Source organism: Ruegeria sp. YTSA064 (assembly GCF_059610325.1).
Window position 1 is genome coordinate 22,223 of sequence record NZ_JBXWNK010000002.1, and the last position, 24,319, is coordinate 46,541.

Below are 24,319 nucleotides of genomic sequence, written 5' to 3' on the forward strand. Positions count from 1 at the left end.
ACCATGGCTGTTTTGTTGGAGAAGGGTCGTTATCAAGCGCGCTTAGCACAAACCGCGTGTGATGTGGCCGAGGCACAGAAGCTGCGGACGCTGGCCTTCGCGACCGAGGATCTGGATGGCGATGCTTTTGATGAGCACTGCAGCCACGTGCTGATCGAGGACATGAGCACCAATGGAGAGTTGGTATGCTGCTTCCGCATGCTGACGATGCAGGGCGGTGAGGAAGTAGGGCGCAGTTATTCGGCTCAGTTCTATGACCTGTCGGCGCTGCGTGGCTTTACTGGGCCAATGGTCGAGATGGGTCGTTTCTGTATTCATCCTGACCGGCACGATCCGGATATCTTGCGTGTCGCCTGGGGGGCAATGACGGCATATGTCGACCAGAACGGGGTCGAGATGCTTTTTGGCTGCTCGTCCTTTGCGGGGACTGAGACGGTCGAGTATCTGGATGCTTTTGCCATGCTCAAAGACAAGCATTTGGCCCCAAAACGGTGGTTGCCAAGGGTCAAGGCGCCCGATGTTTTTCGGTTTGCCACACGGTTGCGTCGCAGACCAAATGCAAAACTGGCGATGCTGCGCATGCCGCCATTGCTGCGCACCTATCTGATGATGGGCGGCTGGGTCAGTGACCACGCGGTCGTGGATCGCCAGATGAACACGCTGCATGTGTTCACAGGGCTGGAAATCAGCGCAATTCCAGCTGCGCGCAAACGCCTGCTGCGGGCCGTGGCCGGGTGAGATGGGTATTATTCAAAAGGTCAAACAGGGGCGTTGACGCCTTGCCCCAGCCAGTTTAGCTGGCGGGCATGGCGAGAATTCCTTTGTTGCAGATGTCCGGTATCTCTCTGACCTTCGGGGGGGATCCGGTGTTTTCCGGTCTGGACCTTGTGATTCAGCCCGGTGATCGCGTTGCGCTGGTCGGACGTAATGGATCAGGTAAATCTACCCTGATGAAAGTAATGGCCGGATTGGTTGAGGCCGATCAGGGCGATATTGTCATCCCCCCGGGTAAATCTGTGGGTTACATGGAGCAGGATCCCGATATGCAGGGGTTCTCGACGCTTGGTGACTATGCCTCAAGCGGGTTGGAGCCCGGCGAGCTCTATAAGGTCGAACGCGCTGGCGAAGGCTTAAAATTCGATCCCGCCCGTCCGGTTGAAACTGCGTCTGGCGGGGAAAGACGGCGGGCGGCATTGGCAAAGCTAATGGCCGAGGCACCAGATCTGATGCTGCTGGACGAGCCAACGAACCATTTGGATATCGAAGCGATCGCATGGCTTGAACGTGAGTTGGGATCGACCCGTGCGGCTTACGTTCTGATTTCGCATGACCGGGCCTTCCTGCGTGCATTGACCCGCGCGACTCTGTGGATTGATCGCGGCGTTGTACGGCGGCAGGAGCAGGGGTTTGAGGCTTTTGAAAGCTGGCGCGACAAGGTCTGGGAAGAAGAAGATCAACAGCGCCACAAGTTGAACCGCTTGATCAAGTCCGAGGCGCGATGGGCTGTTGAAGGTATCAGCGCGCGCCGTAAGCGCAATCAGGGCCGGGTGCGGGCGCTGCAGGCATTGCGAGCCGAGCGGGCAGCGCAGATCAAACGTCAGGGTTCTGCCGCTATGGCTTTGGAATCTGGTCCAAAATCCGGGCGTAAGGTCATCGAAGCCACTGGCGTTTCAAAGGCATTTGGATCTCAGCAGATCGTGCGCAACTTTGATCTTCTGGTGCAGCGTGGTGACCGTGTGGCCCTTGTCGGCCCCAACGGTGTGGGTAAGACAACGCTGCTGAAAATGCTACTGGGTCAGGTCGATCCTGATGAAGGATCTGTGGTGCAGGGCACCAATCTTGAGATCGCTGTATTTGATCAGGCGCGTGCGCAGTTGGATCCGGAAATGAGCTTGTGGGACAGCTTGACCGGCGATCCTGAGATGCGGGTGTCTGGCAAGGCCGATCAGGTGATGGTGGGAGGGCAGCCCAAGCATGTGGTGGGCTATCTCAAAGAGTTTCTGTTCGATGACGCACAGGCAAGAGCGGCTGTTAAGTCCTTGTCTGGTGGGGAAAAAGCGCGGTTGTTGTTGGCCAAGCTGATGGCAAAATCTTCAAACCTTCTGGTGCTGGACGAACCGACGAATGATCTGGATGTTGAAACGCTGGATCTGCTGCAGGAACTGCTGGACGACTATGATGGCACTGTGTTGCTGGTCAGCCATGATCGGGATTTTCTGGATCGGGTTGCGACCACAACCATCGCGATGGAGGGCTATGGGCGCGCAACCGTTTACGCCGGAGGGTGGTCCGACTACATCGCGCAACGTGGAGAGATAGCTCAGAAAAAAGAAGATAAAACAAAATCTTCAAAGCCGAAGGTGAAGCAAGAGGCAAAGCCAAAACACGGCCTCTCGTTCTCGGAAAAGCACCGGCTAGAGAAGCTACCTGCCGAGATCGCGCGCCTTGAGGCCGAGATCGCCAAGCTTGAGGAACTGATGTCGGACCCCGAGCTGTTCACCCGCGAACCGGTCAAGTTTCAGAAAGCGACAGACGCCTTGGTCGAACGACAGGAAAAACTGTCAGCAGCCGAGGAAGAGTGGCTGATGCTGGAAGAAAAGGCTGAATCCGGTTGAGTCCGAGTTGAACACCGTCAAATGGGTAAATCCTCCGAGTTGTACAAAACCCGAGCTTCTGGATTGAACACGATTTATTAACCGCTTTGAGCCCTTTGCGGTCGATGTCAGTTTGGTCCCGGGTGTCAGGTTTAGCACATTTCTCTAACTCGTAACAGAAACGCTAATTTGCGGGCTCCCGTTTCAAAAATGAAGTTCAGGCAGGCGCACCTTGTGGCGCCAAAATTGTCATACCTGTCTTTTCGGCCACCGCCATAATGGCCGGAATGTCGGGTGGTCCGTCAGGAGCGGGAATGTCTGTGGTGCCGTCTGGCATTGCTTCACCCGCTTCGGTGAAGAATGTATCGTGCATTGCTCCTGGCGCATTGACGCATAACAGGCGACCTGGGCTTTGCCCAATACAGGTAAACGCATGCACGGCGCCGTCCGGGACTTTCACGAAATCACCGATGCTTACCTTACTCGTTTCGCCGTTCAGGAAAAATTCAAATTCTCCTTCGAGCACATAGAAACTCTCGTCTTCGCCAGCATGATGATTGAGAGGCGCACCCGCTCCCGGGGCGGTCTTTATTTCGACGATGGTACAGCGATCTCCGGTTTCAGCAGGAAACGCGTGAAACGTCAGAAGATTACCAAGTAGGTGATATGTGCGTGGACGAGACTCTGTCATTTCAACGGCTCCCTTTACTTCGATGAATGCATCATTATGATACATATATCTACTCATGAGACAAGTGTATCATTAAGGAACGCGCGATTTGGCTCCTCGCACCAATCAAAAGAACAGAACAAGAGAGGCCTTGCTGTCGGCAGCACGTGAGCTTATGTCCGAAGGAGAAAACGTGACGCTTGCCAGAGTCGCAGAGCGAGCGAAAACTGGCCGCGCGACAGTGTACCGGTACTTCTCAGACCCCAATGTTTTGGCCTTGGATGCGACCCTCGACATAGAGGTGACTCCAACTGCAGGATTGCTGGAAGGACTTGAGGATGTGCGAAGCCGTGTGCACGCGGTGGCGCGCTACTATTTGGATTTCTCGCGCGAACATGAGGCTTACTTCCGTCAGTTTTTGGCTGAATCGCTAAAGGCATCACTTCAGGACGGTACTGTCAAAATGCGCGGCGCCAGAAGAGTGATAGCATTTGGCGAGGCCCTAGAACCTGTCCGCCGTTCGATGAAACGGAGTGATTACGAAGACTTGACTCTACGTTTGGCCATGACAACAGGCATGGAACAGTTTGTGATATTGGAAGACATTCTGCGAGTAGACCAGCAGAAAGGATACCGCTTGCAAGAAGGTCTCGTGGACGCTCTGCTTGATCAATACCTGCCGAATGTGTGAAACATACCAGCAAAGCAATCTTGGCTAAACGGACACTTTGTCCGCGAAGGTGACACCTCTAAAGAAAGCAAAACAGCTTCAATCAGGCGTAGAAGTGTTTGACACGGCTCATTGTTTTTCTGTGGTCCGGGCCTACGAAAAAGAAGAAGTGCAAGGTATTCGGCATATGGCTTGCGGTCATGCGTGAGGTCAGATCGCGCGGGCTGGGTTGCCGACAACGGTCGCCCTTGGTGGGACGTCTTTCGTGACGATACTGCCGGCGCCAATGATGGCGCGGTCTCCGATTGTGACGCCGGGCATGATGATTGCGCCACCGCCGATCCAGACATTCTCGCCAATTGTCACAGGGTGAGCGATTTCCAGACCTTGCGCGCGCAAGGCGGGGTCTTTCGCGTGTTCGGCGCAGTAGATCTGTACCGTGGGCCCAAGCATCGTATCATTGCCGATCCGCACCGGCGCGGTGTCGAGAACGACACAGCCAGCGTTCAGATAAACCCGATCACCCAGAGACAGGTTTATTCCGTAGGCACAATGGAATGGTGCCTCGACAAAGCAATCCTGACCGACATGGGCAAGAAGCGCCGCGAGTTCCGGAGCCAAATTGCCCCTTTCATCTGGCGGGCAAGTGTTATGGGCATGGACAGCACGGCGCGCGGTGGCACGCAACGCATCGAGTTCTGGATCAAGGCAGCGATACCAGTCGCCTGCCTCCATTTTCTGCCGCTCGGTCATGGCATTGATTTACCGCATCCGGAGGGCACCGTCGATGCGGATGACTTCTCCGTTAAGGTAACCCATCTCGACGATAAACCCGGCCAGCCGCCCGTATTCAAGGGGATCGCCAAGGCGGGCAGGGTTGGGGACGTCCGCTGCAAGTTGCTGCTGCACCTCTTCAGGCAGGCCAGCCAGCATGGGCGTCATGAAAATACCCGGTGCGATTGCCATCACGCGAATGCCAGAGGATGCCAGATCGCGTGCCATGGGCAGGGTCATGCCGACCACTCCGCCTTTCGAAGCCGCATAAGCGGCCTGACCCTTTTGCCCGTCAAAGGCGGCGATAGAGGCGGTGTTGATGATCACGCCGCGTGCGCCGTCCGGTTCGGGATCGTTCTTTGCCATTTCGGCAGCGGCAAGGCGTGAGACGTTGAAAGTGCCGACCAGATTGATGTCGATGGTTCGCTGGAAGGCGTCCAGGGGGTGGGGGCCGTCTTTGCCGACGGTTTTGGCTCCTATCGCGATCCCGGCGCAGTTCACGGCCGCGGTGATGCTACCCATCTTGTCCTTCGCCTGCGCAATGGCCGCAGCGACCGAGGCCTCATCCGCCACATCGGTCTGTGCAAAATACCCACTAATCTCGGCCGCGACCTGAGGGCCGCGCTCGGCATCACGATCAAGGATGGTGACCTGTGCGCCGCTCTCGGCAAAGTGACGGGCTGTGGCTTCACCCAGGCCGGACGCACCGCCGGTGATTACTGCAGCTGTGGTTGAGAGTTGCATGAAGGGCCTCTTCTTGATCTGAACACTTGTTCAGATAATCGCAAGCAAGGGGTGCTGTCCAGTCACAGTATTGATCAATCCAGCCTGCTGCGCTGTTGCATGGGCGTGATCCCAAAGGTCGCACGATAGACACGCGAGAAATGACCGGCACTTTCGAACCCGCAGGCAAAGGCGACCTCGGTCACTGAGGACTCGGTCTGCAAAAGCAGATTACGAGCCCGCTCTAGGCGCAATTCCATGAAGTATTTTTTGGGCGAAGTGTTCAGGAATTTTCCGAACAGGCGTTCGAGTTGTCGTGTCGAAATGCCGATATCGGCGGCAATGACTGATGGCGACAGCGGGCTTTGGATGTTTTCGGTCATGATGTTGATCGCCTTGGCCAAATGCGCATTGCGCATCCCGTTGCGTGATTGCAGCGAGACGCGCTGATCAGCGGTGGCATTACGCACGGCGTTATAGACCATCTGATCGGCAACGGCGACGGACATGTCGTGGCCGTGATCCCGTTCGATCAGGTGCAGCATCAGATCGGCAGTAGCCGTGCCGCCCGATGCGGTCATGTGTTTTTCGTCAGCGACAAAAACGCTGCGAACCAAGTTGATTTCGGGAAAAGCCTCCATAAAGGAATCGTGATATTCCCAGTGAATTGCAGCCTGCATACCGTCCAGAAACCCGGCTTCGGCCAGCAGCCAGGCACCAGAACACAGTGCGCCGATATTGGTCCCACGCGCGCGTTCACGGCGCAATGTCGCCAGCAGCGGCTTCGTGACATGATTGCGCATATGGATGCCCGATAGAACAAACAGCTGATCGCATTTGGGCACGGACTGCAATCCGCCATGTACCAGAGTTATCGATCCGTTGGAGCAAACCGCCTGCTCTCCGTGCTCTGACCGAAAGGACCATTGGTAGAGCTCTTCACCCGCCACCCAATTGGCAATGCGCAACGGTTCGACCGCGCATGAGAAGGCGAGGTGCGAGAATTCCTCGACCAGTATGAAAGTGAAGTGTTGCGGTTTGTGCATGGGGTGGACCGGAATCAGGGCGTTTCTGAATGTATCGGCATGCTGCACGAAAACTAACTGTATACAACATGTATTTTTATGAGATACCACGATACGCATACGCGAATCGAAAACGGCAATGGAAGGCGTGGGATGAAGGGCGAGCACAGATCACCGAAAGAGGCGCTGGCCGAACATCTCAAGATGTCGGTTCTGACCTTGCGCCTGAGCCCCGGAGAGGATCTGGACGAGGCGCAGCTGTCGCAGGCCTTTGGCCTGTCGCGCACGCCGTTGCGCGAAGTGTTCCGGCAGTTGGCTGGTGAGGGGTACCTGGATTTGCGCACCCATCGTGGGGCTCGAGTGTCCGAGATGTCTCATACCACGTTGCGCGATTTCTTTCTGGTTGCGCCGATGATCTATGGCGCGGTGCTGCGTCTGGCCGCGGCCAATGCGACGGCTGATCAGATTGATCAGTTGAAAGAGGCGCAGAATACGTTTCGGCAGGCCTTGCGTACAGGCTCGGCTGAGGAGCGGACGCTGGCCAATACCCGGTTTCACGAAGTGACCGGAGAGATGGCGGGGAATGTCTATTTATCCCCATCGTTCAACCGGTTGCTGATCGACCATGCGCGGATCGGTATGACATTTTATCGCCCGCAGACCGCACGAATGGCCGAGAACTTGTCGGAGGCGAGCGACCAGCATGACGCCATCATCGCCGCCATCGAGGCGGGCGATGAGGCGGCTGCTGCGCAGCTTGCCGACGACCATTGGACCCTGTCACGCGATCAGATTGAGCTGTTCGTGATGCCTGAGGGTTTGGATTTTCCGCTGGGGCAGGTCCCCGGCAAGACATCTGCATGAGGGACACATGACTCCGATCTTCAGATTCGAGGGTATCTACACGCCGGTGGTGACACCCTACGCGGCGGATGGCAGTGTGAATTGGGACGCGCTGGCCGAGGTGATCGACTATCTGGTCGAACAGGGTGTGCACGGGTTGATCTCGGGTGGATCGACCGGTGAGAACTATGCCCAGACCGTCGAAGAACGGCTGCAACTGGCGCAGTTTACGCATGAACAGCTGAAGGGGCGGGTGCCTCTGTTTGTGGGAACGGGGGCGATGCTGACCGGCGACTCAGTAGCTTTGGCCTCAGGCGCGCGAGACTTAGGCGCAGATGCGATCCTGTTGGCCAGCCCTCCGTATTCGGTGCCGACAGACCGTGAGAATGCGCTGAACGCTCTGGCTATCGACAAGGCGGCTGATCTGCCGGTGATGCTGTACAACTATCCGCACAGGACCGGCACGATGATGGGGGAAGAGTTCCTGGATCGTGTGGGCCGCAGCCGGAATTTCTGCGGCATCAAGGAAAGCTCGGGCGATATCAACCGGGTACACCTACTGGCGCGGGATTATCCGCATATTCAGCTGGGCTGCGGCATGGATGATCAGGCGCTGGAGTTTTTCGCCTGGGGAGCGCCGTTCTGGGTCTGCGGCGGATCGAACTTTCTGCCCGCCGAGCATGTGGCGCTGTATCAGGCTTGTGTGATCGAGGGCGACTTTGCCAAAGGCCGTCGCATTATGAGCGCGCTGATGCCGCTGATGCGGGTGCTGGAGCAAGGCGGCAAGTTCATCCAGACGATCAAGCATGGCGTCACCATGAACGGGATCGATGCTGGGATGGTCAGGTCGCCCCTTAAAGGCCTGAACAAAGATGACAAACGCGCGCTGGAACAGGTGACGCGCATTCTAAAACGCAAAATCGCAGATATCGTGGCGGAGGATTGAGGCATGAGCTTGCTGACGAAAGATGAATACGAATCCATCGCTGCGCATCAGGATTTGCCGACGGGCGCGTTCATTGATGGCGGCTATCGCCCGGCAATCTCGGGACAGGTGTTCGAGACCGTGAACCCCGCCACTGGCGCGCTGCTGACCAGTATTGCAGCCTGCGGTGTCGAGGATGTGGATTTTGCCGTTGAAAAGGCGCGTGAAGCGTTTGATGATGGGCGTTGGTCAAAGATGCACCCATCGGATCGCAAGGACGTTCTGATCCGCCTGTGCAAGCTGATCACCCGCAACGCGCGGGAACTGGCGGTGATGGAGAGCATCGATAGCGGCAAGACCATCTATGACTGCGAAACCGTGGATGTGCCCGAGACGATCCACTGTCTGAAGTGGCATGCCGAGGCGATCGATAAGATTTATGATCAGGTTTCACCGGCCAGTGATGACCACATCGCCATGGTCGTGCGTGAACCCATCGGGGTGGTCGGGTTGGTGCTGCCTTGGAACTTCCCCTTGTTGATGCTGGCATGGAAGATCGGGCCAGCGTTGGCGGCGGGCTGTTCCGTTGTGGTGAAGCCTGCGACCGAGACTTCTCTGACCGCGTTAAAGGTGGCGGAGCTGGCGTCTGAAGCCGGGTTGCCGCGCGGTGTGCTGAATGTGGTGCCCGGTGGTGGTGCCGAGGTGGGCGAACCCATCGGGCGGCATATGGACATCGACATGGTGTCCTTCACCGGCTCGACCGTGACGGGAAAGAAGTTCCTGAGCTATTCCGCCGAAAGCAACGCCAAGGAAGTGGTGCTTGAGATGGGCGGCAAGAACCCGGCCATCGTGATGGACGATGCGGAAAATCTAGATCGGGTGGCGGCGCATGTCGTCAATGGAGCGTTCTGGAACATGGGCGAGAATTGCTCGGCTTCGTCGCGGCTGATCGTACATAAGGACGTGAAGGCAGAGTTGTTGGAGCGTATTGCCCATCACGCCAAACATTGGAACGTGGGCGAACCTCTGGACCCGGAAACCCGAATGGGTGCGCTGGTCAGTGAAGGCCACTACAACAAGGTTTGCGGCTATCTGGAGCAGGCCGAAAACGTGCTGATAGGCGGCAAGGCGGAGAAGGGTTTTGTCGAAGCCACGGTGGTCGAAGTGCCCGGAAACGATGCCACGCTGGCGCGCGAGGAAATCTTTGGCCCGGTCTTGTCGGTGATCGAAGTCTCTGGCTTTGACGAGGCGATTAGCATTGCCAATGACACTGAGTATGGCCTGTGTGCGTCGATCTTCATGGCCAACGCCAAACGCGCCATCCGGGGCGCACGGGCGATCCGGGCGGGAACCGTCACGGTCAACAGCTTTGGCGAAGGCGACATCACCACACCCTTTGGAGGCTATAAGCAATCCGGGTTTGGTGGCCGGGATAACTCGGTCCATGCGCATGATCAGTATACCCAGCTGAAAACCATCTGGATTGATCTGACTGATGACGAAGATGAGGCGGTGGATTGACGAGCTACGCAGCCAAACGGTTGCCCCAGCAGACCGGCGCGGCGGGATGGAATGCGATCCTGCCGCCGCAGCAATCGCTGCCCCGGCTTGAGCAAGACCAGACCGCCGATGTGACCATCATCGGCGGTGGTTTTGCCGGGCTGACGGCGGCCCGGCGACTGCATCAACTTGATCCGAGTCTGAAGGTTGTCGTGCTGGAGGCCGGGCGATTTGCCGAAGGCTCGGCCGGGCGGAACTCGGGTTTCATGATCGATCTGCCGCATGATCTGGCTTCGGACAATTATGCAAGCGATGGGTTGGAGGCGGACCGAGCCACGATCGCGCTGAACCGTCAGGCCATATCCTTTGCATCGGAGGTGGCAGAAGAGTGTGATCTGTCGCTTGAGTCGTTCGACCCCTGTGGCAAGATCAATGCTGCTGCGACGGCGGCTGGAGACCGGCACAACGCCGATTACGCCGCGCATCTGGCGCGCTTGGGTGAGCCTTACGAGCTGTATGACGTGCATCAGATGCAGGCGCTGACGGGCAGTCTGCATTACACTTCGGGTCTGTTTGCGCCGGGAACGGTGATGATTCAGCCCGCTGCTTACGTCCGTGCCCTGTCCGCGTACCTTGCAGGACAGATTGGGGTGTTTGAGAATTCACCCGTGACAGGGTTCAGTAAGATGGGCAGTGGCTGGGAGGTCGAAACCGAAAAGACGCGGGTGTCGACCGGGCGCATTGTCTTGGCCAATAATGGGCACATCGAAAGTTTCGGTTTTTATCAACGGCGATTGATGCATATCTGCCTTTATGCATCGATAACAGAGCCGCTAAGCCAAGCGCAGATTGCCACGCTGGGCGGGCTGCCGCGTTGGTCGGTGACACCTGCGGATCCAATGGGCACTTCGGTCCGGCGGGTTTCGGGCAGCTATGGGGATCGTATTCTGATCCGGACCTGTTCCAGCTTTCATCCTGAAATTCACAGTAACGAGAACCATTTGAAGCGGGCAGGCAAAGTGCATGACCGTAAGTTTCAGGAGCGGTTTCCGAAATTGTCCGATGTGGGGATGGAACATCGCTGGGCCGGGATGCTGTGCCTCAGCCGCAATGGCTCGGCGGCCTTTGGCGAAGTCGATCAGGGGGTTTTTGCCGCGTGTTGTCAGAACGGTCTGGGCATTGCGCGCGGCACTTTGCAGGGAATGGGTGCGGCAGAGCTTGTGCTGCAGAAAGAATCCGAGATTGCCGATCATTTTCTGGCGCAGCCGATGCCACCACGGTTGCCGCCCGAGCCCTTCGCATCCATCGGTGCCAATGCGTATATGCGCTGGAAAGAGTGGCGATCCGGGGCTGAATAGCTCTGGGACCAATTATGGCAGGCTGAGTTTCGCCATCCGCCCACCATCGACTGTATAGACTTGACCGGTGACAAAACCGGCCTCATCTGCGGCCAAGAAGGCTACCAGTGCGGCCACTTCTTGGGGATCACCTGTCCGGCCAACCGGGTGAATGCGGGCGATATCCCGGCGGAACGCGGCGGGGTCGTCCATGCTGTCGATGAAATCGAGGTTGAGATCGGTGTCGATCCAGCCCGGTGCCACCGCATTACAGCGGATGCCCTCTGCGCCATGGTCGACGGCAACCGCGCGGGTCAGCCCGTGCAGCCCGGCTTTTGAGGCGCAATAGGCGGTATGACCGGGATTGCTGCCAAACCCCTCAATCGAGCCGATATTGACGATGCTCCCCTTAGTCTTGCGCAGGTGAGGTAGAGCGGCCTTAATCAGCAAGAACGGGGCGGTTAAGTTGACAGTCAGGTTACGTTGCCAGTCGACCAATGACATGTCGTCGATCGATGCCTCTTGCATCATCCCTGCGTTATTGACCAACACATCAAGCTGGCCTGCATCGAACACGACCTGCTCGATGATCTGTGCGGGGCTGTCGGGGTCTGAAAAATCCGCATGGAAGGAGGGGAAGTCGTCGTCTTGCCCACGTTGAGCGGTGTAGACATCGGCCCCTTCGTCGCGCAGACGCTGGGCGATGGCGCGCCCGATACCGCTGCGTCCGCCGGTCACGAGAGCGGTTTTTCCGGAGAATCTGTTCATTGCACCGGCTTGCCTCCGTTCACTTCAACCAACGCACCGCACATGTACCGCGCGGCGTCCGAGGCCAGAAACAGGATCACGTCCGCGATATCCTCGGGTTCGGCAATCCGGCCCAACGGCACTGATTTTCCAAGCTCGGCAACAGCACTATCGGGATCGAACCCGCGTTTGGCAAAGCCCGAGCGCAGCATCGGTGTGTTCACCTCGTTGGGGCAAACGGCGTTAATGCGGATGCCTTGATGCGCGTGATCCTGCCCCATGCATTGTGTGAGACTGGCAATGGCCGCTTTGGTCATGCAGTAGATCGCATGATCCGGGCCGGGTCGGAGGCCCCAGCAGGACGCGGTGTTCACGATTGCTCCGCCACCTGCCGCGGCCATGATTGGAATGGCGGCACGGCAGATGCGGAACGGTGCCTCTACATTCACGCCCAACGACAGGGCCCAATCCTCATCCGAAGTCTCGGTCACTGCCCCGCGCGTGATGACGCCCGCGTTGTTGACCACAATATCAAGACTGCCCAGAGCATCTGCGGTCTTTGCGGGCAGTGCGTCGGCATAGCTCGTGTCAAGAAGATCACCGGGGAAATGCGCTTCTGCTTCGATCCCCTCCAGCGAGCGGTCTGCCACCGCCACTTGCGCGCCCGCTGCGCGCAGGCGCTGCACGAGAGAGGCTCCGATACCCCCGGCGGCACCGGTCACCAGGGCTGTTTTTCCTGTGAAATCCATGTCTGCCTCCAATCAGAAGGATGCGACTGGCGCGCCAAATCGGCTTTCGTCAGGTGATACGCCGAGCCCCGGTGCGGAGGGAACGCGGATATGCCCGCCCTCAATCCGGATCCCGTTTTCGGGATCGTAATTGCCTTCGATATAGGGTGCAGCGAGCCATACACCTTCGAGCAATTCGGTCTTCACCGTAGCACCGATATGGGTGCAGGCCGCTGCGATAATGTCGCCGCCCCAGCTATCGTCACAGGTATGGGGCAGGTTGCGGGCCTCGCACAGATCGCGGAAGGCGCGCATCGGGTGCAGGCCGCCTATACGGGTGACCTTCATGCCGAACCCGTCCACCAGCCCGGTGCCCGCCGCGGTAATGACGGTGTTCAGGCTGGTGCTGTTTTCATCCATGTAGATCGCGTGACCAACCTGTGGCCGGATTTTCTGCAGATCTTCGATCGTGTTGCAGGGCTGCTCCATGATGAAGGGAATGTCGGGACATTCGCGGCTGACACGCAGCGCGTCGCGCGTTGTCCAGCCACGGTTGCCATCCACGGCAAGGCGCATGCCCGAGCCGCTGATTACCTCCCAAACTTTGCGGATGGTTTCGATATCCAGTTCGACCGGGCGACCGCCGACCTTGATCTGCAGGCGAGGATAGCCCTCGGACTGCTTATCCGCAGCCAACCGGGCGATGTCATCCGGTGCGCCCACGCCGGTTGCGTAATACGAGGGCACTTTGTCGGTTACAGCACCTCCCAGTAGGGTCGATACACTTACACCGTAGTGTTTGCCCAACAGATCGTGCGCCGCTAAATCAATTGCCGCTTTGGCGTAGTTATGACCGTTCAAAAGGCCGTCCATTTGGCGATGCAAGCCAAGCGGCGAGACCTCAGCGCCCAGCAGATCTGGTGCCATTTGCGCTAGCGCGGCCCGTGCGCCTGCCGCATGTGCTTCGGCATAGGTGGGACCGACCGGACAGGTCTCGCCCCATCCGACTAGACCATTATCAGCAACCAGTTTGACCAGAGTTGTATCCAGAGCCCAGACCTGGGCGCGGGCCATGGTGTATGGGCCATTTTTCACCGGTAGATCAAGGCCGTAGATGTAGATTTCAGAAATTCTCACGTTTTGTGTTTCCCGATGTCTCTGAATGGAAAAGACCCGCCCAATAGTTCGGGCGGGTGAGTTTCAGGGGAGTGTATCTCAGTATGTTTGATTCAACTCATCGGCTGCTGGAATTTCTCGTTCACGCCGTGCGATGTAGTCCAGCAGCTCTTCGTTCTTTGCGATATCGAGCGTCGGTTCTTGGTACTCAGCCAACAGCTTGCGGGCGTGTTTGAGGGCGCGTTCGGTGATTTCGACACAGCCCTCGGCCTGCCATTGCTCGATCGAGTTATTGTCGAACATATCGGGCATGAAGAACGCGCTTTGGAAATTGTCCTGCGTGTGGGGGTGCCCCAGATAGTGCCCGCCGGGGCCGATATCACCAACGGCGGAAACCGCCTGATCGAAATCGTGCCATTTTGGGCCCTCGGCCATGCGATAGGCCATGGCGCATTGTTCCGCGTCGACGATGAACTTCGCGGTCGAGCAGTGCATCCCGGCTTCGTTCCAGCCTGCCGAATGCCAGATATAGTTCGCCCCTGCATGGATCACCGCCTGAAGAGTGGTCGCGGATTCATACCCCGCCTGTGCGTCAAAGGTTTTTGCCCCACCCAGCGTGTTCGAAGTGCGCCATGGTACGTCATAGTATCGGGCCATCTGTCCGATCATGAAGTTCATCAGGCTGATCTCAGGCGTGCCGGCCATCGGTGCACCAGATTTCATCGAGACAGTCGACAGGTAATGCCCGTAAATCGCAGGTGCGCCATTGCGGATCACCTGCGTATAGGCCAACGCGCTGAGTGCTTCAGCGTTCAGCTGCGCCACGGTGGCGGGTACACTGGCAGGCGTGTTGGCCCCGCCTAGAACGAAGGGCGAGCACAGCACGGGCTGCTTACGGCGACAGAATGCCCGCATCGCGCCCAACATGGTTTCATCCCAGACCAGCGGGGAGTTGCCGTTGCAGTTGCCGGTGGTGACAGGGTGATCCTCAAGGAACTCCTCGCCAAACAGGATCGCGCACATCTCCATGACATCTTCGGCATTCTTGGGACTGGTGGTCATGCCCATGAAGGTCTTGTCCGAGTGTTTCATCGACGAATAGGTGATCCGCAGATGTCGCTGGCTGATCGGGTGGTCATAGGGTTCGACTATATGATGGGCCGACGAATGAAGCGCGGGTAACATGTGGCTGAGCTTGTGGAACATCGCAAGATCGTCCAGCGTCGGGTTGCGGCGCACATCGTCCAGATCGCGCAGGAACGGCGCGCCGGTCATCGGTACAAAAATCGAGTGTTTGCCACCAAGTCGAACGTTCTTTTTCGGATCGCGCGCGTGGTAGGTGAAGTCTGACGGGATGGTCGCGATCAACTCGCGCACCAGACCGCGATCCAGATAGACCAGTTCACCTTCAACTTTGGCACCGGCCTTTTTCCAGTCTTCCAGCGCGATGGGGTCGCGGAACTGGACACCCACGTTTTCCAGAATTTCCATCGATGCCGCATCGATGCGTTCAACCTGAGTTCCGTCCATCACTTCGCAGAGCGGTAAGCCATGGGTCAGCCCTGGTAGCATCTCGAAATTTGGAGCGGTGCGGATGGCGCGTCGGGCAGAGCGCCCTCCGGTACGTGTGGCAGTGGCAGTTCTGGTCATATGGTGCCTCCTTCCGGTTCAGAGTGGAACGGAAAGGGTGGGGCTCACATGCAGGAATGCGAAAGTCTGTTGCGAAATACGACGCCGGGAGTCGTCAATAATGCGGCAATCCGAAGAAGGTTATTGATGTTGGTATTGTTGTCTCAGGTTTGACAGTCTCATGACCAATTAAGCATTGGCATTTTCCGATGCTTGGGCTGCATTATCCAAATTCGTTTCACAGGTTGGCGTTCATCGATTTCAGATGATTTCTTTTTTGAGGGCTTGCATACTTAAATAGTGTTGTTGGCCGAGTGGATTATGCATGTTGCGCAGGTTTCTAAAGATATCGATAATTTCATTTGCCGCAGTGTTGATGGCTTTGATTGTGTTTGTCCTGGTCGTCGTCGAGGACGCTCCACTAGTCGAAGCAGGAGCACCACCTTCTTCTAAAGATGTGACAGAAGCGCGTGAATTCGTACGAGGCCTGAGGTCCGCTATTCAGCCAAAGTTATCAGAAACGGCTTCATTCACTACGAACGAGGATCAACTCAATAGTGTTTTAAAGCTAGGAGGGCGCTTCGTTCCCGGATTTCGCGGCGAACTCAGTGTTGATGGTAAGAGCGTTTATGGAATTGCCTCAGTCCCGGTTCCGTACACTAACAAATGGATGAACCTGCGCGCATCTGTACCTGAATTTGAAGGCCCCTTTGTGCTTTCAAGCGTTCAACTAGGGCCCGTTACAGTCCCTCCAAGTCTCGCAATTAGCGTTGCGCGAATAGGCGGTAATGTAATTGTAGGAGAGCAGTTCGGTGATATCGTTCTGAACGTCGCGGATAGCATGCATATTCATGATGGCAACGTGGCCTTCCGTCTGACGATGAACGAAATGGGTAGTAACGGACTAATGCGAGGGATTTTTGGGAGCTTGCGTGGTTCCGACATGCCCGACTCAGGAGACATTGACCGCTATTATTTGAAGTTTCGTTCAGCAATGGATCTCGGCGAACTGCCGACAAGTGGAAGTTACCTCCCCTACTTGCTGCTTATGCTAGAGGCCGCTCACGAAGGAAGCCAATCCGAGGGTGTGGCGAACGCTTACACGTCCTCGATTATTGCCCTTACACTGATTTGTGGCGCGAAAGATTTTACCTTGATTGTTGGTGGTATGGTCGGAAGTGAATTTGCTGAGGACAATAACTGGAAAGCTGATTGTGGTGAATTGACTCTGAATGGACGCATTGACAGTCGCCGACACTTCACAACTGCCGCCGCGTTGCAAGCTGCAAGCAACCGTGGCTTTGCCGTATCAGTAGGAGAATTCAAGGAACTCTACGACACCGTTAAGTCCGGAGGTTTCGACTTCACTGACTTGGCGGCGAACAATTCTGGAATTCGGATGTCGAACAAATTTATGTCTACACCAGCCCCTGATTGGGCTGAACTCATACATGGGATCCGGTCGGAAAATGATGTCATCATAGGATTCGAAGATATTCCCCAGATCATGTCCGAAGAAGAATTTGAGAATACCTACAAAGATGTCGAGAGCATCGAGTATCTTAAAATGCTGAATCTGATCGAGGCTCGGATCGATGAACTCGCATTGCATAGACGCGGTAATCGCATCGATTGAACGTCAATCACCTTTGGTGGACTTAGACGCGAGGAAATGCCCAGTTAGAACTCAAAGCGCACCTCTGCCAGTCGGGCGCTAATATATTTCAGTTCGAATTGTTCAATCCGAAATACCAGTTGCAGATCGGTGGAAGCCCAAAGGTGGCCGTTTACCTAGATCAACCCAGTTTCACCACCGTTCCACTTTTTTCTGCACTTTGTATGATCGGCGTTGGCAGCACCGACGCGGTGACCATCAGGCCCGCATCTGCCACCTTGCGGGCAACCGGTACAATCTGGCTCTAGGTGAACAACCCTGATTGCAAAGATAGCATCTTGTTCGATGATGGTACGATATTCTCAGCCCATTAAGGTGCGTAGATGCCGTCAAAGATTCAGCGTTATCACTCTTGTTTCTTTTGATTAAACTCCAGCGCCATCTCATCGAGAATGCCAAAAGCCACCGGATAAAAACTTTCGAATAATTCGATCACCGCAGCTTCCTCCGCCGGATGATGTTTTCCGTCAGAGTCTGTTAGTCGGCCCATACGAAATACAATTTCGGTGCCTTCTTCAGTCGGGACCAATTCATAAGTCTCAATATTCGTAAGACCTTCGATGGAGGAGTTGTGCAGAATGTCGGTTACATATTCGAATGGCTGCCAGTCGACGATCAGCATCTGAAAATGTGCGGCTTCATGAATGCAGTGCAAGCGAACGCCGACCGATGTGCGCGATGCATCTCCTTCGCGGTAGGCGTCCTTCAACATCATCCAGCGCATCTTCAGCTGGGGATCTGTAAGCATTTCCCAAGCCACTCCCGGGGGTGCGTTCAGCATGTGCCGAGTTGTGAATACTGCATCTTCGTCTGTAATGCGGACAGGTCCGGCGACTTCACGGTATCGTTGCCAGGCTGCAGCAAGGTCGTAGACCCGCATGGGTACGTCGCCAAAGTGCTCGAACTGAGCGCTGTATTGCATGAGATCAGACTCGATGCCCATTGCCTCGAACGCGTCTTCTGAGAACAGCGCGTAGCTGAGGATACCTGTATCCTCTTTCACATCGGTTTTCGCCATCCGATGCACGAGTATGACGTCAGCACCGGAAATATCTTTCATCGGGCCAATCGAAAGCTCTTCAAATTTCCCGTGATGCGCAAGGATCTTCAGATCGAGATCAGCAACATTGCGACATGCATTGCAGGGACAAGTTGTGTTCTGCACAATGTTCCGACGGCGTTCGGCAAACGCCCGATAAAGGCTTTCACAGATGTTGAGGAAAGTTTCACCTGAAGGGAACGGTCCACTCGAATAAGCGAGAACGGCGTCACCCTCGAGGCCTCGCAACTTCATCGGGTCTTTCAGTTCCATCACAATTGCCTCAAGCAAAGAATGGATGATTGGGTTGGCATGCTCCAACTCAGACCGGGTCAAGTATCCTGTGTAACCGGTGATATCGGCGATTAGCAGGTAACCTGTCTGAACAGACACAATCACAATATCCCTAATTTCGAGCGTCAATACTCATGGTAGACTTTGAAACTATTTCGGGCAACGCAGTTCACAAACAAGAGCTGAACGACCAGAAATGGCACAGCCTGATAGCAGTTTCTGACAATTGATCTTCTCTTTCGAACCTAAAGCGATCTTCGTCGGGTGAATGCAAAAAAATTGCAGATCGAGTTACTCGATCTGCAACATTTTCTTCAAAGGACAAATGCGTGATAGCAGTTCTTTGACTGGATTAACCAAGTTTCACCAGCGCGTGGCGCTTCTTACCTGCGCTCAATTTGATGGGCGATGACAGTGCGCCTACGTCGATCATTAGGCCTGCGTCAGTCAGCGGGGCATCGTCCAGCTTTGCGCCGTTTTCGGCGATCAGGCGTTTGGCCTCTTTGCCGGATTTGGCGAGGCCGGATTTGACGATCAACTGAACGATGGACATGCCGTCACCCAGTTCCGAAGCGCTGAGGGTCAGGGTCGGGAGGTCTCCGCCAACGCCGCCTTTTTCGAACACTTCGCGCGCGGTTGCCTCGGCCGTTGCCGCAGCTTCGGCACCGTGAAGCAGGGTGGTGATTTCGTTTGCAAGGCGCACTTTTGCCTCGTTGATCTCGGATCCCGCGAGCGCGCCCATGCGGTCGCATTCGTCTACCGGAAGCTCGGTAAAGATTTTCAGGAACCGGCCCACATCAGCGTCGGTGGTGTTCCGCCAGAACTGCCAGAATTCGTAGGGCGACAGCATATCGCCGTTTAGCCACACGGCACCGCCCTGCGACTTGCCCATTTTACGGCCATCGCTTGTGGTCAGCAGAGGCGTGGTCAGGCCATAGATTTCGTGATCCAGGACGCGGCGGGTCAAGTCGATGCCGTTCACGATGTTGCCCCACTGGTCCGAGCCGCCCATCTGCAAAACGCAGTTGTACCGGCGGTTCAATTCGAGAAAATCATAGGCCTGCAGGATCATGTAGTTGAATTCGAGGAACGACAGCGATTGCTCGCGATCCAGGCGCGATTTCACGGATTCAAAGCTCAGCATCCGATTGACCGAGAAATGCCGTCCGATATCGCGCAGGAAATCGAGGTAGTTCAGGCTGTCCAGCCATTCGGCATTGTTCAGCATCAGCGCGCCGGTCTCGCTGTCATCATAGGACAGGTATTTCGAGAACACCTGTTTCATGCCCGCGATGTTGGCGTCGATTTGTTCGGGGCCCAGCAATGGGCGTTCGTCCGAGCGGAATGACGGATCACCCACTTTCGTAGTGCCGCCACCCATCAGGGTGATCGGTTTGTGACCGGTCTTTTGCAGCCAGCGCAACACCATGATGTTCATCAAGTGACCCACATGCAGAGACTGCGCCGTGGCGTCATAGCCGATATATGCCGTCTGCACCCCAGAGATCAGCGCGTCGTCAAGGCCCTGATAATCGGTGCAGTCGGCGAGAAAGCCGCGCTCGATCATCGTGGCGATGAAATCCGATTTGGGGTGGTAGGTCATATCGTGCCCTCGGGGTTACTACTGCGGAGCACTGTATAGGCGGCGTCAGAGGCAAGGAAAAGGCACCATTTCCAAGAAAAGTGCCGCTCGCGCCTGATGTGTCTTGCCTTGGCTTGGCGTTACCGTGCAGGTTGTGCCCAGAACCCGGCGAACGGGTGTTTGAACGGAACAATGAGGTCGATGTGGGCAGGGTCATCAGCAAATCGGGAGCGATCAGATCGTTAGGTGCCATGTCAGGAACCTCTCTGGACGGTGTCGACGCGGCAGTGATCGAAACCGATGGGCAGGAAATTTTTGATTTTGGACCAATTGCCTACCGGGTGTATTCAGAGGAAGAGCGTGAGACCTTGCGCTCAGCGCTCGGGCAGTGGCATGGCTCCAAAGTCGATACTGCAGCTGAATTGGTAACTCGCGCGCATGCCGAGGTTCTGTCTGAATTCGAAGAAGTTGACCTGATCGGCTTCCACGGCCAAACGCTGGCGCATGAACCACGTGGGCGTGGGACTTTGCAGGTGGGTGACGGTTTGGGCCTGTCGCAGGCCCTTGGATTACCAGTGGTTTGGGACTTTCGCAGCGACGATGTGGCGCTGGGCGGCGAAGGGGCACCGTTGGCACCGTTCTTTCACTTTGCCTGCGCCAAGTGGATTGGGGCGCAAGAGCCGATGTGTTTCCTCAACCTGGGAGGTGTGGGAAACCTGACTTATGTCGATCCGTCATTTGATGGACCCGAAGCACCTGGGGCGTTGCTGGCTTTCGATACCGGGCCAGCCAATGCGCCGGTAGATGACCTGATGCAGGCGCGATTGGGCCTGCCGATGGACCAGGATGGCGAGCTGGCGCGTGGTGGGACGGTCGAAACCGGTGCGCTGGAGCTGTTTCTGGCCGAACCTTTCTTTAATCGTATGCCACCCAAGTCGCTGGATCGGAATGACTTCTCGGAAATGATCGATCTGGTGAAAGAACTGAACGATGCAGATGCGGTCGCCACGTTGACGGGCATGAGTGCAGCAGGTGTTGTGCAGGGAATGGAGCATTGCCCCAAGCCACCTTCGCGCATTCTGGTGACGGGGGGTGGCCGCAAGAACCCGGTGTTGATGGAAATGCTGCGCGTATCGCTGGATTGCCCAGTAGGGCCGGTTGAGGCGGTTGGTCTGGACGGCGATATGCTTGAAGCCCAAGCATTTGCCTATCTTGCGGTTCGGGTAGCGCGGGGCTTACCGACATCTGGTCCGGGTACAACCGGGGTTAGTGCATTGGTTGGAGGCGGCGTCGTGTCGTCGCCAGCGCGGGGTGAGGTGGTTGGCGGGTAGGGGGTTCTGCCCCCGGTCGCTGCGCTTCCTCCCCCGGGATATTTTGAGCCAGATAAAGAAGCGGATACCTTTGGGATGTAATCCTGTGGGTCCAGTGATTATTATTTTGCGGGAATATCGAAGTCGGGTTCTGCGAGCTCGAAACCTTCAAACTCAAAGCCTGGGGATACCGTGCAACTGACCAATGTGTAAGCTCCGGTGCTGCGCGCTGCTTGCCAATACCCCTTGGGAACAATCAGCTGGGGTGCGCCGTTGGCCAAGTCCGGGGTGAGCGTGTAAGCGATTGCCGGACCCGCATCGGTTGCGCTGAGCGACAAGGTCAACGGTGCGCCTGAATGGTAGAGCCAGATCTCGGTCGCGTCGACTTTGTGCCAATGGCTGCTTTGATCTTCGGTCAGCAGAAAGTAGATGCAGGTACCGGTGGCACGGCCGGAATTGTCGGCCCGCCAGGTTTCTTTGAACCAACCTCCTTCGGGGTGCGGTTGCAGATCAAGGTGATTGATGATGTCTTGTGGGTTCATGGCGGCCTCGGGTTCGATTGCGCTGATTATGCACGGCGTCGCATGATCCGCTATGGCAATTGTGTAACCAGCGCATATGTTTGCCGCATGACCATGATGATCCCTTTTGACAATAGTTACGCCCGCCTGCCGGAGGGGTTTTTTGCGCGGCAGGCTCCTGTACCGGTCCGCGCGCCGAATTTGATCGCGTTTAATACCAATCTGGCAAAGCTATTGCGGATAACGCCCGATGAGGCTGAAGAGATGGCGCGGGCGTTTGCGGGAAATATCGTTCCGGAAGGTGCGGAACCCTTGGCGCAGCTGTATTCCGGGCACCAGTTCGGTACCTATAACCCCCAGCTTGGGGATGGACGTGCAGTCCTGTTGGGCGAGACCATCGGCGCAGATGGGGTCAGGCGGGATATTCAGCTGAAAGGCTCGGGCCAGACGCCGTTTTCGCGCCGGGGCGACGGGCGCGCCTGGCTGGGGCCGGTGTTGCGCGAATATGTCGTGTCTGAGGCGATGCATGCGCTGGGCATTCCGACGACACGCGCCCTGGCGGCGGTCGAGACCGGTGAGATCGTGTTACGGGAAGGTCCGATGCCCGGTGCGATCCTGACGCGCGTGGCGCAGAGCCATTTGCGCGTGGGTACCTTTCAGGTTTTTGCCGCCCGAGGACAGTTGGACCATCTGCGAAAGCTGACAGACTATGCTATTCAGCGTCACTATCCGGACGCACAAGGTCCGATGGGATTGCTGCGTGCTGTACGCGATGCGCAGGCGCGACTGATTGCCCAGTGGATGAGCGTTGGATTTATTCACGGGGTGATGAATACGGACAACAGCTCGATCGCGGGTGAAACCATAGATTATGGACCTTGCGCCTTTATGGATTCCTATCATCCGAATACGGTGTTCAGCTCGATTGACCGGATGGGGCGTTATGCCTATTCGAACCAGCCTGAGATTGCGGTCTGGAATCTGGCGCAATTGGCGACTGCATTGATCCAGCAGTTCGAAGACAAAGACGCGGCGGTTGAAGAAGCTACCGAAATTGTCCATGCCATGCCTGACCTGATGCAAGAGCATTGGTTGAAGCGGTTCCGGACCAAGATCGGATTGGTTCGAGCTGAGGACGGAGACCTTGAACTGATCTCGGACCTGCTGGTGCGGATGGCGCAGAATCAGGCGGACTTTACCAACACGTTTCGTGCGCTGGGCGGTGATCATGCGCGGGATCAGTTCACTGATCCTGTCGCGTATGACGAATGGGCTGAAGGATGGCGCGCGCGGTTGCAGCGCGAAGATACTCCTGACGTTGTAATGAGTGCTGCAAATCCGGCTTTCATTCCACGCAACCACCGGATTGAGCAGATGATACAGTCGGCCGTTCAGGGAGATTACGCGCCATTCCATCGTTTGAACGACGTTTTGTCACGACCCTACGAGGATCAGTCCGATGCGGTTGATCTGACACGCCCTCCATCCGAGAGCGAAGTGGTTCATGCCACGTTCTGTGGTACCTGACTGCGGCCCAAAAGCTCGAACTGCAGGCAGGTTTCGGACTGTTCAATGGGCAGCGCTGGAGAAATCCAGCCGCTGTCTGCCAACATTACGGATTCGCGCTTGAGCTGGATTTCACGACCTGCCTCAGATTTCAGATAGGTACCGGATGTGCTGCGGTCTGACAGGATCAGCTTGCCATCCTTGATACTGAGAACAGCATGCAGGCGCGACACCCATGGTTGGGACAGCACGACGTCGCAATCTTGTGACCGGCCAATTGCCAGCTCGCCGTTCTCGTGGCAGCGCCATGAGCGCTCCCCATGGCTAAGCAAAAGGGTCAAACGTTCCGCTGGCTTCCAGTGATCTTCGGTCCGGCCATGGGACAGTGGCAATCTGGTTTGCGTGAACGGGTCCATGTCCGGGTTCATCAAGGAATAGACCATGAACCGCTCTGTCAAACCTTTGAGGTTGAGTTGCCCAAGCGGTTTGAGAATCTGGCGCAAGTTTTCCTGTAGCATCGTCGCGACGCCATTGCTGACACAGGCTTCTCCTGGGTTGGCGGCTGTGGCAAGACGGGCGGTCACATTCACCGCTTCGCCATAAACACCTTTTTCGGCGATGACGATCGGCCCGCAATGTACACCAACATGCACCGACAGTGAGGTTTCCGAGGACTGTTCGATCAGACCCATCGCTGCATTCAACGCCGCGTTTGGATCCAGGAAAAAGCTTAGAACATCATCCCCTTTCTGGCCAACTTGTGTGCCGCCATGGGTTGCAAGTACGCGACGTAGCCGATCAAGCTCCATTTGGATAAGGCGCTGCGCTTCGCCTTCGCCCACTGCTTTGTACAATGGGGTGCTCCCTGAAATGTCTGCGATTACCAGGGTGGCGAATGTTGTATTCACGTTTGATCCTTAGTTTGGCTTTACGGGCACTTTACCCATAGAGATGCACGTGTACACGATATTTGCGTTTTGGTGGAGCGCATTGTGGTAAAAGCAATTTTAAGTTGATTGGTGGTGATTGAACCAAAGCAATCTATCTGGTTCCTGCAGGAATTTCATGTTGCACTAGGCGCTGAGCGTGGCACTCTTAGTGTTTGAGTAAA

At 56.4% G+C, this 24,319-nt stretch carries 21 protein-coding genes and 2 pseudogenes; 11 read left to right on the top strand and 12 right to left on the bottom strand.

Going from position 1 to position 24,319, the window contains the following annotated elements; translation table 11 throughout:
• Positions 1-3: 3 nt before the first annotated feature.
• The 3 genes and pseudogenes from AC2FI7_RS02625 to AC2FI7_RS02635 form a co-directional block, all read left to right on the top strand.
• Complete coding sequence (locus tag AC2FI7_RS02625; protein WP_496815148.1) at positions 4-738, top strand: GNAT family N-acetyltransferase; 735 nt, start codon at positions 4-6, stop codon at positions 736-738.
• A gap of 92 nt (positions 739-830) precedes the next feature.
• Positions 831-2,066, top strand: a pseudogene (locus tag AC2FI7_RS02630) (ABC-F family ATP-binding cassette domain-containing protein); the annotation flags it as partial.
• Positions 2,067-2,450: 384 nt separating this feature from the next.
• A pseudogene (locus AC2FI7_RS02635) lies at positions 2,451-2,615 on the top strand (hypothetical protein); the annotation flags it as partial.
• A 196-nt stretch (positions 2,616-2,811) separates the two neighbouring features.
• On the opposite strand, the gene AC2FI7_RS02640 reads toward AC2FI7_RS02635, so the two are convergent.
• Positions 2,812-3,285: a cupin domain-containing protein gene (locus tag AC2FI7_RS02640; protein ID WP_037321051.1), complete on the bottom strand. Its 474-nt coding sequence runs from the start codon at positions 3,283-3,285 to the stop codon at positions 2,812-2,814.
• Between the two features lie 130 nt (positions 3,286-3,415).
• On the opposite strand from AC2FI7_RS02640, the gene AC2FI7_RS02645 reads away from it, so the two are divergent.
• Positions 3,416-3,955: a TetR/AcrR family transcriptional regulator gene (locus tag AC2FI7_RS02645; RefSeq protein ID WP_139056599.1), complete on the top strand. Its 540-nt coding sequence runs from the start codon at positions 3,416-3,418 to the stop codon at positions 3,953-3,955.
• A gap of 189 nt (positions 3,956-4,144) precedes the next feature.
• Here the strand turns inward: AC2FI7_RS02645 and AC2FI7_RS02650 are convergent, their stop codons facing one another.
• The 3 genes from AC2FI7_RS02650 to AC2FI7_RS02660 form a co-directional block, all read right to left on the bottom strand.
• A complete protein-coding gene (locus AC2FI7_RS02650; RefSeq protein WP_010440546.1) occupies positions 4,145-4,687 on the bottom strand; it encodes a sugar O-acetyltransferase in 543 nt (180 codons plus the stop codon).
• Between the two features lie 9 nt (positions 4,688-4,696).
• Complete coding sequence (locus tag AC2FI7_RS02655; protein ID WP_010440544.1) at positions 4,697-5,452, bottom strand: SDR family NAD(P)-dependent oxidoreductase; 756 nt, start codon at positions 5,450-5,452, stop codon at positions 4,697-4,699.
• A 74-nt stretch (positions 5,453-5,526) separates the two neighbouring features.
• A complete protein-coding gene (locus tag AC2FI7_RS02660; RefSeq protein WP_010440542.1) occupies positions 5,527-6,477 on the bottom strand; it encodes a GlxA family transcriptional regulator in 951 nt (316 codons plus the stop codon).
• A 78-nt stretch (positions 6,478-6,555) separates the two neighbouring features.
• On the opposite strand from AC2FI7_RS02660, the gene AC2FI7_RS02665 reads away from it, so the two are divergent.
• From AC2FI7_RS02665 to AC2FI7_RS02680, 4 genes are read left to right on the top strand one after another with little or no spacing between them, the layout of a single operon-like run.
• Positions 6,556-7,320: a GntR family transcriptional regulator gene (locus AC2FI7_RS02665; protein WP_238528773.1), complete on the top strand. Its 765-nt coding sequence runs from the start codon at positions 6,556-6,558 to the stop codon at positions 7,318-7,320.
• Positions 7,321-7,327: 7 nt separating this feature from the next.
• On the top strand, positions 7,328-8,245 hold the full coding sequence (locus tag AC2FI7_RS02670) for a dihydrodipicolinate synthase family protein (RefSeq protein ID WP_496815151.1): 918 nt from the start codon (positions 7,328-7,330) through the stop codon (positions 8,243-8,245).
• Positions 8,246-8,248: 3 nt separating this feature from the next.
• On the top strand, positions 8,249-9,745 hold the full coding sequence (locus AC2FI7_RS02675) for an aldehyde dehydrogenase (RefSeq protein WP_010440535.1): 1,497 nt from the start codon (positions 8,249-8,251) through the stop codon (positions 9,743-9,745).
• On the top strand, positions 9,742-11,082 hold the full coding sequence (locus AC2FI7_RS02680; RefSeq protein ID WP_496815153.1) for an NAD(P)/FAD-dependent oxidoreductase: 1,341 nt from the start codon (positions 9,742-9,744) through the stop codon (positions 11,080-11,082). The genes AC2FI7_RS02675 and AC2FI7_RS02680 overlap by 4 nt, the downstream gene beginning before the upstream one ends.
• 12 nt (positions 11,083-11,094) lie before the next feature.
• On the opposite strand, the gene AC2FI7_RS02685 is transcribed toward AC2FI7_RS02680, so the two are convergent.
• The 4 genes from AC2FI7_RS02685 to AC2FI7_RS02700 form a co-directional block, all read right to left on the bottom strand.
• Positions 11,095-11,829, bottom strand: coding sequence for an SDR family NAD(P)-dependent oxidoreductase (locus AC2FI7_RS02685; protein WP_010440528.1), 735 nt, complete (start codon positions 11,827-11,829; stop codon positions 11,095-11,097).
• Entirely contained in the window at positions 11,826-12,557 is a 732-nt protein-coding gene (locus AC2FI7_RS02690) for an SDR family NAD(P)-dependent oxidoreductase (protein WP_010440523.1), read from the bottom strand. The genes AC2FI7_RS02685 and AC2FI7_RS02690 overlap by 4 nt, the downstream gene beginning before the upstream one ends.
• Positions 12,558-12,569: 12 nt before the next feature.
• Entirely contained in the window at positions 12,570-13,673 is a 1,104-nt protein-coding gene (locus AC2FI7_RS02695; protein ID WP_496815156.1) for a mandelate racemase/muconate lactonizing enzyme family protein, read from the bottom strand.
• Between the two features lie 78 nt (positions 13,674-13,751).
• Entirely contained in the window at positions 13,752-15,302 is a 1,551-nt protein-coding gene (locus AC2FI7_RS02700) for a trimethylamine methyltransferase family protein (protein ID WP_496815158.1), read from the bottom strand.
• Positions 15,303-15,657: 355 nt separating this feature from the next.
• Here AC2FI7_RS02700 and AC2FI7_RS02705 point away from each other — a divergent pair, with 355 nt between their 5' ends.
• The gene (locus AC2FI7_RS02705; protein WP_496833236.1) at positions 15,658-16,917 is read left to right on the top strand and encodes a YfiM family lipoprotein; all 1,260 of its coding nucleotides are present in this window, start codon (positions 15,658-15,660) and stop codon (positions 16,915-16,917) included.
• 385 nt (positions 16,918-17,302) lie between these two features.
• On the opposite strand, the gene AC2FI7_RS02710 is transcribed toward AC2FI7_RS02705, so the two are convergent.
• Positions 17,303-18,388 (bottom strand): DUF2652 domain-containing protein, encoded by a 1,086-nt coding sequence (locus AC2FI7_RS02710; RefSeq protein ID WP_496815162.1) that lies wholly within the window; start codon positions 18,386-18,388, stop codon positions 17,303-17,305.
• A gap of 253 nt (positions 18,389-18,641) precedes the next feature.
• Positions 18,642-19,892: a tyrosine--tRNA ligase gene (tyrS, locus tag AC2FI7_RS02715; RefSeq protein WP_010440507.1), complete on the bottom strand. Its 1,251-nt coding sequence runs from the start codon at positions 19,890-19,892 to the stop codon at positions 18,642-18,644.
• Between the two features lie 230 nt (positions 19,893-20,122).
• Between tyrS and AC2FI7_RS02720 the strand changes: the two genes are divergently transcribed.
• Complete coding sequence (locus AC2FI7_RS02720) at positions 20,123-21,202, top strand: anhydro-N-acetylmuramic acid kinase (protein WP_496815164.1); 1,080 nt, start codon at positions 20,123-20,125, stop codon at positions 21,200-21,202.
• 101 nt (positions 21,203-21,303) lie between these two features.
• Here the strand turns inward: AC2FI7_RS02720 and AC2FI7_RS02725 are convergent, their stop codons facing one another.
• On the bottom strand, positions 21,304-21,723 hold the full coding sequence (locus AC2FI7_RS02725; protein ID WP_496815166.1) for a cupin domain-containing protein: 420 nt from the start codon (positions 21,721-21,723) through the stop codon (positions 21,304-21,306).
• A gap of 87 nt (positions 21,724-21,810) precedes the next feature.
• Between AC2FI7_RS02725 and AC2FI7_RS02730 the strand changes: the two genes are divergently transcribed.
• On the top strand, positions 21,811-23,229 hold the full coding sequence (locus tag AC2FI7_RS02730; RefSeq protein ID WP_029621851.1) for a protein adenylyltransferase SelO: 1,419 nt from the start codon (positions 21,811-21,813) through the stop codon (positions 23,227-23,229).
• On the opposite strand, the gene AC2FI7_RS02735 is transcribed toward AC2FI7_RS02730, so the two are convergent.
• Positions 23,205-24,062 carry an FHA domain-containing protein gene (locus AC2FI7_RS02735; RefSeq protein ID WP_496815168.1) on the bottom strand — a complete coding sequence of 286 codons (858 nt, stop codon included), beginning with the start codon at positions 24,060-24,062 and terminating at the stop codon, positions 23,205-23,207. The two genes, AC2FI7_RS02730 and AC2FI7_RS02735, sit on opposite strands and share 25 nt — an antisense overlap.
• Between the last annotated feature and the right edge of the window lie 257 nt (positions 24,063-24,319).